Source organism: Microvirga sp. ACRRW, assembly GCF_022346925.1.
Lineage (GTDB): Bacteria > Pseudomonadota > Alphaproteobacteria > Rhizobiales > Beijerinckiaceae > Microvirga.
In genome coordinates, this window is sequence record NZ_JAKRNJ010000004.1 from 486,825 (window position 1) to 501,331 (window position 14,507).

The following is a 14,507-nucleotide window of genomic DNA, read 5'->3' on the forward strand; positions in this document are numbered from 1 at the left end:
GGTCTGCTGCGTCGCCTCACGTGCCATGCTGAAGCTCTTTCTTGTCGGTTATGGACATGATGGTTTCCACGAGAGGCGCATCGCTCTTGTCGGCGTGCAGGTTCGTCATGACGTTCAGGAGGCCATCCCGCACGAATGCGAGGTGTTCGCGCATGGCGTGCTCGGCAGCACCCGCTTCGCGCTGTGCGATGGCGGCCACGACGCGGCGGTGCTGGTCGACGTAAATGCGTTGCCGCTCTTCGGAGCGAGCCCTTTCGCGCAATTGCTGCCAGGCCCTATCCTGGCGGACGCGGTCGATCAGGTCGAAAATCGCGAGAAGGAGACTGTTGCCCGAAGCCTCAGCAATAGCCCGGTGCAGCGCGCTGTCCCAAAGCTCGCGGCCATCCGCGTCGAAGCTCTCGGCGGTTTTGTCGGCAAGCCGCACCAAGCGCTCCACGTCGCCGTTGGAGGCGCGCAAAGCCGCAAGCCTGGCGAGCGACGGCTCGATCTCCAGCCGCGCATCCATCACTTCGAGAGGATGGGTGCGCTTCGACAATTCTTCCAAGTTGATGTGCGGTTCGGTGGGGCGTGGGCCAAGGAACGTCCCCTTGCCCTGATGCCGCCAGATCCGCCCCTCGGCCTCCAGCACTTCGAGGGCCCTGCGCAGAGCGCGCCGGCCGATGCCGATCTGCGCTGCAAGAGAGCGCTCCGGCGGAAGCCGCTGATCCTGGGAGAAAGAGCCCTCCTCCAGGAGCGCACGCAGCCGCTCGAGGGCGGCATTCGAACTGTCCGACAGGGTATCAGATGGCGCCACGAGGCAGTGCCCCCTTGTGAACCAATAATGCTGCCTCGAGCCCGGATCATAGACGTGCCACCCGCAATCACGAACCTCTTGAAGGCTATGCTAAACCAGCGCGAAACCAATCCGCAATTGGTTTCATACTGGTTCGTTAGTCGAATATGTACCCGGCAGCTTTCCTGCGTCGGGAACGGGCGCATAACATCGAGCACGGTGGCGGTATCGGACCCGTAGAAGGTCGAGAGCAGGCAGGTTGATGCAATCAGTGATACCCGCCTTCATGCTCGATCAGTTGGTCAGTCGCGGACCCTGTTGGCGGAAGGCTTTCGATCCCGTTGGATCTTCACTGATAAAACGTCCAGAGAAGGCTTTCGCTGAGTTCCTTCAAGGCGGCCACGGCATCGGGCCGTTCCCGAGCGACGGCGGCGACGATGGCATCGGCGAGCGCGAAGGTTGCCGCTGGAGAATTCGGCAGCAGCCGGTTTCTTGCCGGGGCGAAGAAGGTCATGTCGGCAATGGGGACAAGCGGCGAACTCGGCGCGTCGGTCAACGCCAGCACCGTCGCTCCGCGGCTCTTGGCGAGCTTCGCCAGATCGACGGTGCCGCGCGAATAGCGCGGAAGGGAGATAGCAAGGACGAGATCATCCGCTCCAACATTCATGATGTGCCGGATCGCTTTCTCAGGCCCGCCGCGTGAGGACGCGAAGATCACGTTCGCGTCGAGATAGAGCGTCAAACCCTCCTCAAGATGAGCCCCCACATGGTGACTGGCTCCCGACCCGACGATGAAGATCCGGCGAGCGCGCAACAGCGCTTCCATGGCCCGGGAGCAGGTTTCCTCGTCGATTGCCGCAAGGGCTTCGTCCAAATTGGCCGCCTGATCCTTGATGGCCGTCACGAAAGTCGAGAAGGCGGAGCTTTTCGTGCTGTGCGCATCGGCCAGGCTGTCGACGGGAGCCATGGCGAGCCGGAGCGCAGCGGTGAGCGCCGCCCGGAACTCACTGTAACCGCCATAACCGAGAGCGCGGACGAATCGAGTCACCGTCGCTGTGGAGGCGCCACTGCGTTCGGCAAAACCCTCAATCGTCATTGTCGCCGTCTCGAGCGGGTTCTGCAGCACGAAATCCGCCGCGCGCCTGTGGGTGCCGCTAAGCGACGGATAAACCTGAGCAATCCGGTTGGCCAGATCGGTCGTCGGCTTCAGGACTTGCGACATGGGGTTTTCCTGCTGATTGGCCCACTGATTGACGTCAGAAAATTTTCATGATTTCTAATTTGCGAAAATAAATCTGTCAAAAAGGCAGTCTCACGGGAACCGGAGAAAAATCCAATGCGTAAGCCTATCATATTCGCCTTTGTCGCCAGCACGTGCCTGCTCAGCGCACCTGCATGGGCTCAGTCCCTCAAGATCGCGCTCAGCTCGGAGCCGACCGCTATCGACCCACACTATCACGATCTGACGCCGAACAATGCCCTGGCTGCGCATATCTTCGACGGCCTGACCAAGCAGGACGAAAAGCAGAAGGTGATGCCCAGCCTCGCGACGTCTTGGGAGAACGACGGCAAAAACCGTTGGACCTTCAAGCTCCGACAGGGCGTGACCTTCTCGAACGGCAAGCCTTTCACCGCCGACGACGTGATCTTCAGCTTCTGCCGGACCCTGAAGAACGAGACGGCGATTGCAGGCTCGTTTGCCGACATCACCGGCAACTTCACGGCTGTTGAGGCACCTGATTCGCACACCATCGTCATCACCACGAAGGCGCCTGATCCGCTTTTGCCGAATTTCCTTTCGGCCGTCGCCATCCTGAGCTCGTCCATCGTCCCGCATGACAAGCTGACCTTCGACCCGGCCAAGAATTGCGGCGTCACCGGAACATGGCCGGTCGTCGGCGACTTCAACGACGGCAAGCTCGCCATCGGCACCGGTCCCTACAAGTTCAAGAGCTATGTGAAGGGCACGGGCGTCGAACTCGAGCGCAATGACAAGCACTGGGGCCCCGCCGAGCCCTGGGCCAATGTCACCTTCGTGCCGGTTCCCAATGCCGGTCCGCGTCTGGCAGGCCTGCTCGCCGGCGATTACGACGTGATCGAGAATCCCGCCGCGCGCGACGTGTCCCGCATCAAGGACGACAAGCGCTTCAGCTACGTGATCACGCCCTCGACGCGCGTCATCTACTTCCAGCTCGATGTGGAGCGCGAGCCGAGCCCCTTCGTGAAGGCAGAGAACGGCAAGAACCCGCTGAAGGATCCGCGCGTGCGCAAGGCGATGTCGCTTGCCATCGACCGTGACGCCATCATCAAGCGCATCATGGACGGTGCGGCAGAGCCTGCCTATCAGTTCCTGCCTACCGGCATGTTCGGCGCTCTGTCCAATCCGCCGAAGCTCGCCTACGACCCGGCTGCGGCGAAGAAGCTTCTGGCCGAGGCTGGCTATCCCAACGGTTTCCAGGTCACGCTGTCGACGACCAATGACCGTTACATCAACGACAGCCAGATCACTCAGGCCGTTGCGCAATATCTGACTCAGGTCGGCATTCGTTCCGACGTGGACGCCATGGCACGCGCGCTTTACTTCCCGCGCCGCGCCAAGAAGGAGTTCAGCGTCGCGATCGGCGGCTGGGGTTCCACGAGCGGCGAGGCTTCGTCGTTCCTGCGTCAGTGGCCCGCGACACCGGACGAGGCGAAGACCATCGGCGGCTCGAACTACGGCGGCTATGCCGATCCGGAGTTCGACAAGCTCATCCGCACCGCCATCGTCACCCTCGACGACGCCAAGCGCTCGGAGCTTCTCCAGCAGGCCGGAACGAAGGTTCTCGAAGGCGGCGCGTTCATCCCGCTGCATTTCGAAAGCACTGTCTGGGCCTACAAGGCGAACCTGAAATATGTCGGCCGCGCGGACCAGTTCACGATGGCCATGCAGGTCAAGCCCGCGAAGTAAGCAAGACGAGATAAGTCAGCAATGAACGAAACTGCGAGCAGATAGGAACGCCTGGCATGACGGCCTACATCCTGCAGCGCCTGATCCAGAGCATCCTGGTTCTGCTCGCGGTTTCCGTCGTCGTCTTCCTTGCCGTCTACGGCATCGGAGACCCGATTGAACTCTTGGTTCCTCCGCAGGTCAGCGCAGCCGAGCGCATGGCCATGATTCAGCGCCTCGGACTTGATCTGCCTGTCTGGCAGCAATATTTCGGCTTCCTGGGCAACGCCCTGAAAGGCGATCTCGGCCGCTCCTTCGTTCATGGCGTTCCGGCGGTCGACCTGATCCTGGCGAGATTGCCGGCCACCTTCGAACTCGTCCTTCTGGCCATGAGCGTTGCGGCTGTCGTCGGCATCCCGCTCGGCCTTTTCGTCGGGCTCAATCCCGAGAGCCGTCCGAGCCGCGCGGTCATGGCGGGCACGATCCTCGGCTTTTCCCTTCCGAGCTTCTGGAAGGGCATGATGCTCATCCTGCTCTTCAGCGTCTTCTTAGGCTGGCTGCCGACGGCGGGACGCGGAGAGACAGTGTCCATTTTCGGCGTTCAAACGAGCCTGCTGACGCTCAACGGACTCAAGCATCTCGCCCTGCCCGCGCTCAACCTCGCCATTCCGAACATGGCGCTCATGATCCGCCTTGTTGCAGCGGGGACGACCGAGGCGATGACGCAGGATTACGTCAAATATGCCCGCGCCAAGGGCGTGCGCAGCAAGCGCATCGTCGGGCGGCATGTGCTGCGCAACATCTTAATCCCTGTGGTGACGGTGGCCGGCATGGAGTTCGGCAGCCTCGTCGCCTTCTCGACGATCACCGAGACCGTGTTCGCCTGGCCGGGCATGGGCAAGCTCCTCATCGACAGCATCTATCAACTCGACCGCCCTGTCGTCGTCGCCTACGTCATGCTCGCCACCTTGCTCTTCGTCGCCGTGAACTTCCTCGTCGACATTCTCTACGCGGCGCTCGACCCGCGCGTGAAGCTGACGGGAGACATGGCATGAATATGTCGAAACCGATCACCCCCAACCTCGCGGCTGGCGCCGACACGGCACTGCGCAAGAAGGTTTTGCGCCGGATCAAAAGCCGTCCCACGACACGCGGGGCGATCATTCTCTTGGGAGTGCTGCTGCTTCTCGCGCTTCTTGCACCTTTCATCGCTCCGCAAAATCCGCACGACCTCGCATCGTTGAGCGTGATGGACAATCGCCTTGAGCCCGGCTCCGAGGGAATGACCGGCATCACGTACTGGCTCGGCACCGATGCGCAGGGGCGAGACATGCTCAGCGCCATCCTCTACGGACTGCGGACCAGCCTGCTGGTCGGCCTGACATCGACTGCGGGCGCGCTCGCCATCGGCATTCTCGCAGGCCTCGTCGCGGCGCAATTCGGCGGAGCCATCGATGCTGCGATCATGCGCGTCGTCGATTTCATGCTCGGATTTCCTTCAATCCTGATCGCCCTCGTGCTGCTGGCCTCCATTGGGCGCGGCGTCGACAAGGTGATCATCGCGATCATCCTCGTGCAATGGGCACAGTACGCCCGGCTGATGCGGGCCGCTGCGCTCGTCGAGCGGCGCAAGGAATATATCGAGGCCGCCGTCAATTTCGGCCTGCCCACGCGCCACATCATGCTGGCGCATCTTTTGCCCAACTCCATCGGCTCGGTTCTGGTGGTTTCCACGATCAGCATCGCGAGCGCGATCACGCTGGAAGCCACGCTTTCCTTCCTCGGCGTCGGCGTTCCCGTAACGCAGCCCTCGCTCGGGCTTCTGATCGCCAACGGGTTCGAGTTCCTGCTCTCTGGCGAGTACTGGATCGCGGCCTTTCCCGGCATCGCTCTCGTTCTGCTGATCATGTCGCTCAACCTCGTCGGCGAGCGCCTGCGCCGCAGCTTCAATGTGAGGGGCTCATGACGTCGCCGCTGCTCGAAGTTCGCGGGCTGAAAACCGTTTTTCATGACCTCGCGGGCGCATGGCCCGCCGTCAACGGCGTCGATCTCATCGTGCAGCCGGGCGAGATCGTGGGCCTCGTGGGAGAATCCGGGTCAGGAAAATCCGTGACCGGCTTCTCGCTGGTTCAGTTGATCGACGCTCCCGGCGAGATCGTCTCCGGCGACGTGCTGTTCAAGGGAGAGGATCTGCGCCAAGCTTCCGATGAGCGCCTGCGCGATCTGCGAGGCGACCGCATCGCGATGATCTTCCAGGATCCGCTGATGACGCTCAATCCGGTTCTCACCATCGGCGAGCAGATGTGCGAAGCCATTCTCGAACATCGCTCCTGCAGCAGGCAGGAGGCTATGAAGGAAGCCTCGCGCGCCCTGTCGCGGGTCGGCATTTCCTCCCCGGAAGCGCGCCTGAAGCAGTATCCGCACGAGTTCTCAGGCGGCATGCGCCAGCGCGTCGCGATTGCGACCGCACTCCTGAACGAGCCCGACCTGATCATCGCCGACGAGCCGACCACGGCGCTCGATGTCACGATCCAAAGCCAGATCCTGTTCGAAGTCCAAAAGCTCAGCCGAGAGACCGGCACGGCGGTTCTGTGGATCACCCACGATCTTGCCGTCGTCGCAGAACTCGCCGACCGGGTTGCCGTCATGTATGCCGGGCGGATCGTCGAGACCGGAACCGTCGATGACGCTCTCGATCGTCCGCGCCACCCGTACACGCTCGGCCTGCTCGGCTCCTCGGCCACGAACGTCGCTCCCGGCGAGCGCCTGAGGCAGATCAATGGAGCGGCTCCCAGCATCGATGCGCGCCCGAGCGGATGCCCGTTCCGTCCGCGATGCGAGCGTGCTCTGCCCCTCTGCGCCGAGATCGATCCTCCGTCGCAGGTCACGAGCAACGGGCACAGCTATCGTTGCCACAACCCCGTGCCCGAGGGTCACGCCCCATGACCGAATCCTTCTTCGAGCTGCGCGGCGTCAAAAAGCATTTCCGCAGCAAGTCGAGCTTCGCCCAGCGCATCCTCGCAGCCACCGGAAACGCTCCGCCGCCGCCGGTCCTGAAAGCGGTCGACGGCGTCGATCTCAGCGTGACGCGGGGTGAAGTGCTCGGCCTTGTCGGCGAATCCGGTTGCGGCAAGTCCACGCTTGCCAGGATCGCGACCGGTATTTCCAGGCCCAGCGCTGGAGAGATTGTTTACGATGGACGGCGCGTCACTGAGCTGCGCGGCAAGGAGCGATTGGATTACCTGCTCAAGGTCCAGATGGTTTTTCAGGACCCTTATGCGTCGCTCAATCCGCGCATGCAGGTGCGCAACATCGTCGGAGAAGCCCTTCGGGTTCACGGGCTTCTGCCGAAGAGCGAAATCGATGCGGCGGTCGACAAATCCCTGACCGAAGTCGGCCTCGATCTCGCCTACCGCAACCGCTATCCGCATCAGTTCTCCGGAGGCCAGCGCCAGCGCATCGGCATCGCCCGCGCGCTCGCGGTAAAACCGGATTTCCTGGTCTGCGACGAGCCTGTCTCCGCCCTCGACGTCTCGATCCAAGCGCAGGTCATCAACCTGTTCATGGATATTCGCGAGAAGCACGGGCTGACCTATCTGTTCGTCAGTCACGATCTCGGCGTCGTCCGACATATCAGCGACCGGGTCGCGATCATGTATCTCGGACGTATCGTCGAGATCGGACCAGCCTCCGCCGTTTTCGTCGACCCAGCGCATCCCTACAGCGCGGCCCTCATCGCGGCGAGCCCCTCGACAGCGCGGCGCAAGCGCGCGTTCCAACCGCTCAAAGGCGAGCTGCCCTCCCCTCTGGCGCCGCCCAGCGGCTGCCCGTTCCACCCCCGCTGCGAACACGCCATGGCGAAATGCCGTGAAGTCCGCCCGGTCTTGCAAGAGATCGCGCCCGGACGCAGCGCAGCCTGCCACCTGCACCATTCGGACAACACATGACGACAACCACGCTTACTCCTGAGATCGGCCGCAGCACGCTTCCCTTCATCGATCCGCATCATCTCGACAGGCCCCTCGAGGTGAATTTTTATCGTCCCGCCGATCATGGACCGGGCGATCCGGTCGTCATCGTTCAGCATGGCATGCTTCGCAATGGCGATGAGTATCGGGATTTCTGGATTCCCGCCGCGGAAAAGCATCGCATCCTGATCGCCGCGCCGACCTTTTCCGACATGCACTTCCCCGGTCCTGAATCGTACAATAACGGCCTCGTCATCGAAGATGACGGAAGCCTGCAGCCTTTCGAGAAATGGCTCTATGCGGTCCCGGCACGCGTCTTCGCCGCCCTGAAGAGAAGCGGCGTGACAAGACGCCCGAAGGCGCGGCTCTTCGGCCATTCGGCAGGCGGGCAATTCGCGCACCGAATGCTTGCGACCCAGGACGACGGATCTTTCGAAGCCGTCATCGCAGCCAATCCTGGCTGGTACACTCTGCCGACACTGGCGCGGAATTTTCCGGAAGGGCTTGGAGGCATCGATCTCGACGAGGCCAATCTCGCCCGCTGGTTCGCCTATCCGATGCATATCTTCGCGGGCGATCAGGATATCAGCACCGACGATCCGAACCTGCCGGCCCAGGCCGAAGCCTTGAGGCAGGGGCCGCACCGTTATGCACGCGCGCAGTTCGTCTATGATTTCGCGCGACGCGAAGCCAACCGCCTCGGCCTGCCGTTCCAGTGGAAGTTGATCCGCGTCGAAGGCGTGGGTCATGACGGAGCCGCCATGTCGCGCGCGGCCGCAGCCTTCTGGTTCGAAGGCCGCATTCCATCGGCTAAAGAGCTGATCACCGAGGAAGTCGGCGCTCTTTAAATAGACACTCATTCTATAACCACTCACATTTGATCTCGGAGCAAGACATGAACGTTCGACATGAGATCTGGCAGCATGTGGATGCTGCAAAGGACCGCCTCATTGCCTTGAGCGATCGCGTCTGGGGAATGCCCGAGGTCTGCTATACCGAAGTGCGCTCGGCGGCCGAACATGCTGCGGAACTGCGCCATCAGGGCTTTCGCGTCACCGAAGGGATCGCGGGCATACCAACCTCCGTCATCGGCGAGGCCGGCGAAGGCGGCCCGGTCATCGCTTTCCTGGGCGAGTACGACGCTCTCCCCGGCCTCAGCCAGGAATCCGGCATCGCGGAACACCGTCCCATCGAGGCCGGCGGCCATGGTCATGGCTGCGGCCATAACCTTCTCGGTTCAGGCGCGATGCTCGCCGCCATCGCCTTAAAGAACTGGCTTGCCGAAAAAGGCATTCCGGGCCGTGTGCGCTATTACGGTTGTCCTGCCGAGGAAGGCGGCGCAGCCAAGGCCTTCATGGTGCGCGCCGGCGCCTTCGATGATGCCGACATCGCAATCTCTTGGCATCCTTACAGCTTTTGGGAGGTTGCACCGGCACTGTCGCTCGCCAACACGCGCGCCGACTTTGCCTTTACGGGCCGCGCGGCCCACGCCGCCGCAGCTCCGCATCTGGGACGCAGCGCGCTCGATGCCGTCGAGCTGATGAATGTGGGCGTGAACTACATGCGCGAGCACATGCCCTCCGATGCACGCGTGCACTATGCGCTCCTCGATACGGGCGGCATCGCTCCGAACGTGGTGCAGGCACATGCCAGGGTACGCTATTCGATCCGCGCCATGGACCTGCAGGGTATGCTCGACCTCGTCGAACGCGTGCACAAGATCGCGCAGGGGGCCGCTCTCATGACGGAAACCAGCGTCGAGATGCGCATCGTCAGCGCCGTCTCGAACACGCTCGGCAATACACCCCTGGAACACGCCTTGCACAACGCCATGGAGGAGCTGGGGGCTCCAGCCTTCGACGACGCCGACCGTGACTTCGCGAAGAAGATCCGCGCAACGCTGTCGGAACAGGAGATCGCATCCGTCTACCGGGCCATCGGTCAGCCGAAGACTGATGCGCCTCTCGCCGATTTTCTGACGCCCCTCGACTCGCCGCGCAATCCCATGATCGGCTCGACCGATATCGGCGACGTGAGCTGGGTTGTTCCCACCGTCCAGGCCCATGCGCCCACGGTCGCGATCGGCACACCGTTCCACACATGGCAGGTCGTCGCGCAAGGCAAGATGCCTGCCGCGCACAAGGCCATGGTGCACGTTGCCAAGGCCATGGCCGCAACCGGCATGGCTGCGATCACCGATCCGTCCCTGATGGCAGCCGCCAAGGCCGATCTTGCGGATAGAACGCGGGAAACTCCGTATGTGAGCCCGCTCCGCGAGGGTGTCGAGCCTCCGCTGGACATGTCGCGCAATTAGGAATGGCGACCGGACCCCAGGTAGTTAGGGCTGCACTCGGCTTCCGTTGGCGGATTGCGGTGAAACCCGATCCGGCTGGACGGGTTGGCTTATGAATGAGCAAGGGAAATGCCGGGCAAGCGGAGCCTGGTCATGATGGCTGAAGATCGGCAGATGTCGGGGCTGCGGCTCCCCAATACGCTTGAGCTGCCGCCAAGCCATACGGCCGCAATGGTAGGGCACTTTCTCAAGCGCATCTACGAGGACAGCCTCGAAACGGATTATCCTCGCCATTTGACGATCTTGATCGAGAAGATCGACATGGCGGAGCGCCAGTCGATGAAGGCAAGCGAGCGGTGACGAAAGAGCGGAATACTTTCATCAGTAGGCGCGCCTATTTTCGCCGTTAGGGCTACCCGCGCAGGGCCTTCTCGATATCGTCCAGCACCTGGGCTTTGCCGATGCCGGTCAGGAACGGCAGGCCCTTGAAGGTCGGCTTTCCGAGATCGTCGGGGACCGGCGTGGTGGCGACCACCACGTCCACGTCAGCCACCATGCTGCGCACTTCCGTGGCCTTGCACTGGCGGATCGTGACGGGAATGCCGCGCTCAGTCATGGCTTCTTCGATGGCGAGCGCGACGACGGTCGATGTGGCAACCGCTGTTCCGCATGCGACCAGGACGACTTTCTGCTGGGCCATTTGGGCACTCTCGTTGTTCAGGAGGGGAAAGCGGCGAAGGCTTCTTCCGGCGTCCGGGCGGAGACCAGCGCCGACAGCGCACCCGGATTCTGGATGAAGCCCGCCACGGCTTGAAGCATCTCGATCTGCGCGTCCTTGTCGTTCAAGGCAAGGGCCACCACGATTTGAACCGGCAATTTCTCGTCCGGATCGTCCATGCTCGCGAAGGTCACGGGCTCCGCCAGCGTCGCAAGAGCGATGGCAGGGGCAATCACGTGCACGGGATCGGAATGCGGAACCGCCACGTTGATCTCCCCGAGGGGCAGGCCCGTCGGCATGGTCCGTTCCCGCTCGATCAGAGCTTCGACGTAATTCGCCTTGACCTTGCCCATCGCGATGAGGCGTTCGCCCAGAAGCGCGATCACCTCATCCGAGGATTGAGCCGATACCCCCAGGCACATAGCCTGGGGGGACAGGATCGACCGAAAGTCCACTGCCATCTGTTGCTTTACTCCGCAGGCATCGCGCGGGTCTGAACGACCGCCTCTTCAGGCTCGGCACCGGCTGCGCGCTCCCAGGCCTGCGGCGCGGCGCGGAACCCGAAGAGGAATGCGAGGACGACGACGAGAACGATTCCGACACCCAGCAGCCCCAGAGCCCCGATCGTGCTGATCACGAGATAGGGGATGTAGAGGAAGCCGTCGACGACGCTGGTGATCAGCGTGGCGTTGGCGGGCATCTGGAAGCCGGCGGTCTGGGCGGTCGAGGTCATGAGAGGCGAGAGCGCCATGCCCACATAGAAGCCGACGATCAGCGTCACCGTGCCGATCACGATCATGCGGAAGACGTTGCCGTTCACAATCGGGGCAGCCATGGCCACGATGAACGGAATGACCGCCAGATCCGCGAACAGGATGATCCGGTTTCCGGGCAGGATGATCGAGAGCAGGATTGCCACCGGCACGAGCACCAGGGAGCTCGCGATGGCTGCCGGGTGACCGATCAGGATCGCGGAGTCGAGGCCCACATTGATCTCACGGTCGCCGGCGCGCTTCTGCACGAAGTCGCGGGCGGCTTCCGAGACGGGAATGAGGCCTTCCATGAGGATCTTCACCATGCGCGGCAGAAGCAGCATGACGGCCGCGAGGCTGATGCCGGTCTTGAGCGCCTTGGAGATCACGGTGCCCGCATCGCCTGCATTGTAATAAGCGGCGAAACCGAGAACGAGACCGATGACGAGGCCGAGCACGATAGGCTCGCCGAAGACGCCGAGGCGCTTCTGCACGGTGTCGGTATCGAGCTGGATGCGATTGATGCCGGGGATGCGGTCCATGAGCCAGTTCAGGCCAATCGCGATCGGCACGATCTGCGCGGAGGCCAAGTGCGGCACGGACACTCCGGGAACGCCGTAGAAACGCTGCACGCCCTTGGCGGTCCAATCGGCGAAGACCAGCGCCAGCGCCGCCATCAATCCTGCCGCCATCAGGCCGTAGCCGAGGCTGCCGGTGGCGGCGACGACGAGCGAGCCGACGAAGGCGAAGTGCCAGAAATTCCACACGTCCACGTTCAGCGTTCTCGTGAGGCCTGCGAGAAGCAGGGCGACGTTGACCAGGATACCGATGGGAATCACCCACAATCCGACCGAAGAGCCGAAGGCGATGGCTGCAGCCGAAGGCCAGCCCACATCCACGATGTCACGCTGGATGCCCGTATTCTTGACGATGGCCTGAGCCGCGTCGCCCAGCGTGGTGAGCATCAGCCCCAGCACCAGATTGATACCGATGAAGGCGATGCCGATGGTCAGGCCCGCCCGGAAGGCCCGGCCCGGCTTGGCGCCCAGCACGAGCGCGATGACGAAAATGATGATCGGCAGCAGAACCGTTGCGCCGAGCGTGTCGACGACGCCTTTAAAGGCGGTCAGAATACTATCCATGGTCTTCCCTCCCAATGAATTCGTCGCCTGGCATTCTTTCGGCCAGCGCCCGACATGTCCCGCCCGACCATTGGCGAGGCAAAAGGAATTAGATCATTTGTTTATTGGGGGTGCAATATGTTCTGGAAAGATCCCTGTTATTGTATGGTTGAGAAGCCTAAGCTAGAAACCTTCCATGACTCAGAACAAGACGCGAAAGAAGAACGCAGCGGCCACATCCGCAGAAGCCGATGCGCCGATTTCCATCGGGCGCCGCTCTGATCGTCTCAGACTTCGCGCTGCGTGGATGTACCATGTGGAGGAGATGACCCAGAGCGCCATCGCGGATGCGCTGGGCATCGGCCGCGTGACCGTCGTGCGTCTTTTATCGGATGCGCGCGACCGGCACGAAGTCCGCATTTCCCTGAGCCGCAACGTTTCCGAGCTGACGGCGCTCGAAATGGCGCTCGAGCGGGCCTTCGGCATCGGTGAGGCCGTGGTCGCCCCACTCTCCTCCCGCGAGGCCGACCCGACCGGGCCGATTGCCGCCGCGACGGGCCAGTTCGTTTCCGAGTTCCTGCAGCCGGGTATGAAGATCGGCGTCGGCTGGGGCAAGACCCTGCATCAGGCGCTTCATTTCATCAGCGACCGTCAGATCCCCGACATCTCCGTCGTGTCGCTTCTCGGCGGCATCGTGAAGGCGAAGCAATACAACCCCACCGAGTTCGCGTGGCAGTTCTCGCGGCTCCTGCAATCGGAATGCTTCCTTTTGCCCGCGCCAGCCCTCGTCGACAGCATCGAGACCAAGCGCACGCTCATCGAACGCTGCGGTCTATCCGAAATCTTCGACGTAGCGCGTTCCCTCGATACCGTGCTGCTCAGCGTCGGTGGCATGACGGCGGATGCGACCGCCTATCGCTTCGGCTATTTCTCCGAGCAGGATCGGCTTTCGCTCATCAAGGAAGGCGCTGTCGGCGACCTCCTGTATTATTTCTACGGCCTCGACGGGCGCCTCGTGGATCACCCCACCAACGAGCGCGTCATGGCGATCCCCGTCGAGAGCCTCTCCGCAGCCCCCAACCGCATCCTCACCTCGGGCGGCCCCAATAAGGTCGATGCGATCATTGGCGGCATTCGCATGGTGAAGCCGACAGTGTTTATCACCGACGAAGTCACGGCCTCCTCGATGCTCCAGGCGGTCGGGGTTCCGAACCCTTAAATCTCTATTTCATTTCCAAGGACCTGAAAGACCTTCATGTCTCTTCCTGAACTTGTCATTTTCGATTGCGACGGCGTGCTGGTGGACAGCGAGATTCTTGCAAGCGAGGCCATGTGCTCCGTGCTTCAGGCCAAGGGCGTTGCAGCCACGCCCGACATGGTCGCCGCCTGTGTCGGCATGAAGCGCGACGACATTCTTGCGCGCATCGCAGCCCAGACCGGCTCGACGATCTCTCCTGAGACGGCGGACGAGATCTGGCCCGCGACCCGCGCCCTGTTCGTCGAGAAGCTGAAGCCCACGCCGGGCGTCCCGGCCTTTCTCGACCGCCTGCCCTATCGCCATTGCGTCGCCTCCTCCTCCGACAAGGTGCGCATCCGTCTCAGCCTCGAAGTCACGGGCTTGCTGCCGTTCTTCGGTGACGACTTCTTCAGCTCGCAGGAAGTGGCGCGCGGCAAGCCCGCGCCGGACCTGTTCCTGCATGCCGCCAAGCAGATGGGCGTAAACCCGAAGAACTGCGTCGTGATCGAAGATTCGCCTTTCGGCATCCAGGGCGCGCGTGCGGCGGGCATGACGGCCATCGGCTATATCGGCGGCAGCCATGTGCAGGAGCCTCATGCGGAGGTGCTGCTCGAGGCTGGCGCCCATCATGTGGAGACGGATTGGAATGCCATCGGCAAACTTATCGGCCTGTGACGCGTTGATCCCTTACCGTTAAGCCTCACGAAAGCGCCTTTTCGG

At 62.5% G+C, this 14,507-nt stretch carries 15 protein-coding genes; 10 read left to right on the top strand and 5 right to left on the bottom strand.

Features of this window, described 5'->3' with window-relative positions; genetic code table 11:
* Positions 1 to 16: 16 nt before the first annotated feature.
* Together MHY87_RS12445 and MHY87_RS12450 are read right to left on the bottom strand one after the other, a co-directional pair.
* Complete coding sequence (locus MHY87_RS12445; RefSeq protein ID WP_239352147.1) at positions 17 to 793, bottom strand: FadR/GntR family transcriptional regulator; 777 nt, start codon at positions 791 to 793, stop codon at positions 17 to 19.
* A gap of 328 nt (positions 794 to 1,121) precedes the next feature.
* Positions 1,122 to 1,994 carry a MurR/RpiR family transcriptional regulator gene (locus MHY87_RS12450; RefSeq protein ID WP_239352149.1) on the bottom strand — a complete coding sequence of 291 codons (873 nt, stop codon included), beginning with the start codon at positions 1,992 to 1,994 and terminating at the stop codon, positions 1,122 to 1,124.
* A gap of 114 nt (positions 1,995 to 2,108) precedes the next feature.
* Between MHY87_RS12450 and MHY87_RS12455 the strand changes: the two genes are divergently transcribed.
* From MHY87_RS12455 to MHY87_RS12490, 8 genes are all read left to right on the top strand, one after another.
* Positions 2,109 to 3,719: an ABC transporter substrate-binding protein gene (locus tag MHY87_RS12455; protein ID WP_239352151.1), complete on the top strand. Its 1,611-nt coding sequence runs from the start codon at positions 2,109 to 2,111 to the stop codon at positions 3,717 to 3,719.
* A 56-nt stretch (positions 3,720 to 3,775) separates the two neighbouring features.
* Entirely contained in the window at positions 3,776 to 4,753 is a 978-nt protein-coding gene (locus MHY87_RS12460) for an ABC transporter permease (RefSeq protein ID WP_239352152.1), read from the top strand.
* A 2-nt stretch (positions 4,754 to 4,755) separates the two neighbouring features.
* Positions 4,756 to 5,664, top strand: a complete 909-nt coding sequence (locus MHY87_RS12465; protein ID WP_239352284.1) for an ABC transporter permease — start codon at positions 4,756 to 4,758, stop codon at positions 5,662 to 5,664.
* The gene (locus tag MHY87_RS12470) at positions 5,661 to 6,644 is read left to right on the top strand and encodes an ABC transporter ATP-binding protein (protein WP_239352153.1); all 984 of its coding nucleotides are present in this window, start codon (positions 5,661 to 5,663) and stop codon (positions 6,642 to 6,644) included. The genes MHY87_RS12465 and MHY87_RS12470 overlap by 4 nt, the downstream gene beginning before the upstream one ends.
* Entirely contained in the window at positions 6,641 to 7,645 is a 1,005-nt protein-coding gene (locus MHY87_RS12475) for an ABC transporter ATP-binding protein (protein ID WP_239352154.1), read from the top strand. Before MHY87_RS12470 ends, MHY87_RS12475 begins: the two co-directional genes overlap by 4 nt.
* Positions 7,642 to 8,514: an alpha/beta hydrolase gene (locus MHY87_RS12480; protein ID WP_239352155.1), complete on the top strand. Its 873-nt coding sequence runs from the start codon at positions 7,642 to 7,644 to the stop codon at positions 8,512 to 8,514. The genes MHY87_RS12475 and MHY87_RS12480 overlap by 4 nt, the downstream gene beginning before the upstream one ends.
* A gap of 47 nt (positions 8,515 to 8,561) precedes the next feature.
* Positions 8,562 to 9,980 (top strand): M20 family metallopeptidase, encoded by a 1,419-nt coding sequence (locus tag MHY87_RS12485; RefSeq protein ID WP_239352156.1) that lies wholly within the window; start codon positions 8,562 to 8,564, stop codon positions 9,978 to 9,980.
* Positions 9,981 to 10,112: 132 nt separating this feature from the next.
* Complete coding sequence (locus MHY87_RS12490) at positions 10,113 to 10,319, top strand: hypothetical protein (protein ID WP_239352157.1); 207 nt, start codon at positions 10,113 to 10,115, stop codon at positions 10,317 to 10,319.
* A gap of 52 nt (positions 10,320 to 10,371) precedes the next feature.
* Here MHY87_RS12490 and MHY87_RS12495 read toward each other — a convergent pair whose 3' ends face one another.
* The 3 genes from MHY87_RS12495 to MHY87_RS12505 are packed head-to-tail and all read right to left on the bottom strand — an operon-like array spanning position 10,372 to position 12,571.
* Positions 10,372 to 10,659, bottom strand: coding sequence for a PTS sugar transporter subunit IIB (locus MHY87_RS12495; protein WP_239352158.1), 288 nt, complete (start codon positions 10,657 to 10,659; stop codon positions 10,372 to 10,374).
* 17 nt (positions 10,660 to 10,676) lie between these two features.
* Positions 10,677 to 11,138: a PTS sugar transporter subunit IIA gene (locus MHY87_RS12500; protein ID WP_239352159.1), complete on the bottom strand. Its 462-nt coding sequence runs from the start codon at positions 11,136 to 11,138 to the stop codon at positions 10,677 to 10,679.
* A gap of 8 nt (positions 11,139 to 11,146) precedes the next feature.
* Positions 11,147 to 12,571 (bottom strand): PTS galactitol transporter subunit IIC, encoded by a 1,425-nt coding sequence (locus MHY87_RS12505; protein WP_239352160.1) that lies wholly within the window; start codon positions 12,569 to 12,571, stop codon positions 11,147 to 11,149.
* A 175-nt stretch (positions 12,572 to 12,746) separates the two neighbouring features.
* On the opposite strand from MHY87_RS12505, the gene MHY87_RS12510 reads away from it, so the two are divergent.
* Together MHY87_RS12510 and MHY87_RS12515 are read left to right on the top strand one after the other, a co-directional pair.
* On the top strand, positions 12,747 to 13,769 hold the full coding sequence (locus MHY87_RS12510; protein ID WP_239352162.1) for a sugar-binding transcriptional regulator: 1,023 nt from the start codon (positions 12,747 to 12,749) through the stop codon (positions 13,767 to 13,769).
* Positions 13,770 to 13,805: 36 nt separating this feature from the next.
* A complete protein-coding gene (locus tag MHY87_RS12515) occupies positions 13,806 to 14,462 on the top strand; it encodes an HAD family phosphatase (RefSeq protein WP_239352164.1) in 657 nt (218 codons plus the stop codon).
* Positions 14,463 to 14,507 lie beyond the last annotated feature (45 nt).

Coding starts and splice junctions, on each gene's coding strand:
- MHY87_RS12495 (WP_239352158.1), bottom strand. CDS start 10,659: ATGGCCCAGCAGAAAGTCGTCCTGGTCGCATGCGGAACAGCGGTTGCC.
- MHY87_RS12500 (WP_239352159.1), bottom strand. CDS start 11,138: ATGGCAGTGGACTTTCGGTCGATCCTGTCCCCCCAGGCTATGTGCCTG.
- MHY87_RS12475 (WP_239352154.1), top strand. CDS start 6,641: ATGACCGAATCCTTCTTCGAGCTGCGCGGCGTCAAAAAGCATTTCCGC.
- MHY87_RS12510 (WP_239352162.1), top strand. CDS start 12,747: ATGACTCAGAACAAGACGCGAAAGAAGAACGCAGCGGCCACATCCGCA.
- MHY87_RS12515 (WP_239352164.1), top strand. CDS start 13,806: ATGTCTCTTCCTGAACTTGTCATTTTCGATTGCGACGGCGTGCTGGTG.
- MHY87_RS12480 (WP_239352155.1), top strand. CDS start 7,642: ATGACGACAACCACGCTTACTCCTGAGATCGGCCGCAGCACGCTTCCC.
- MHY87_RS12450 (WP_239352149.1), bottom strand. CDS start 1,994: ATGTCGCAAGTCCTGAAGCCGACGACCGATCTGGCCAACCGGATTGCT.
- MHY87_RS12460 (WP_239352152.1), top strand. CDS start 3,776: ATGACGGCCTACATCCTGCAGCGCCTGATCCAGAGCATCCTGGTTCTG.
- MHY87_RS12490 (WP_239352157.1), top strand. CDS start 10,113: ATGATGGCTGAAGATCGGCAGATGTCGGGGCTGCGGCTCCCCAATACG.
- MHY87_RS12455 (WP_239352151.1), top strand. CDS start 2,109: ATGCGTAAGCCTATCATATTCGCCTTTGTCGCCAGCACGTGCCTGCTC.
- MHY87_RS12465 (WP_239352284.1), top strand. CDS start 4,756: ATGTCGAAACCGATCACCCCCAACCTCGCGGCTGGCGCCGACACGGCA.
- MHY87_RS12505 (WP_239352160.1), bottom strand. CDS start 12,571: ATGGATAGTATTCTGACCGCCTTTAAAGGCGTCGTCGACACGCTCGGC.
- MHY87_RS12470 (WP_239352153.1), top strand. CDS start 5,661: ATGACGTCGCCGCTGCTCGAAGTTCGCGGGCTGAAAACCGTTTTTCAT.
- MHY87_RS12485 (WP_239352156.1), top strand. CDS start 8,562: ATGAACGTTCGACATGAGATCTGGCAGCATGTGGATGCTGCAAAGGAC.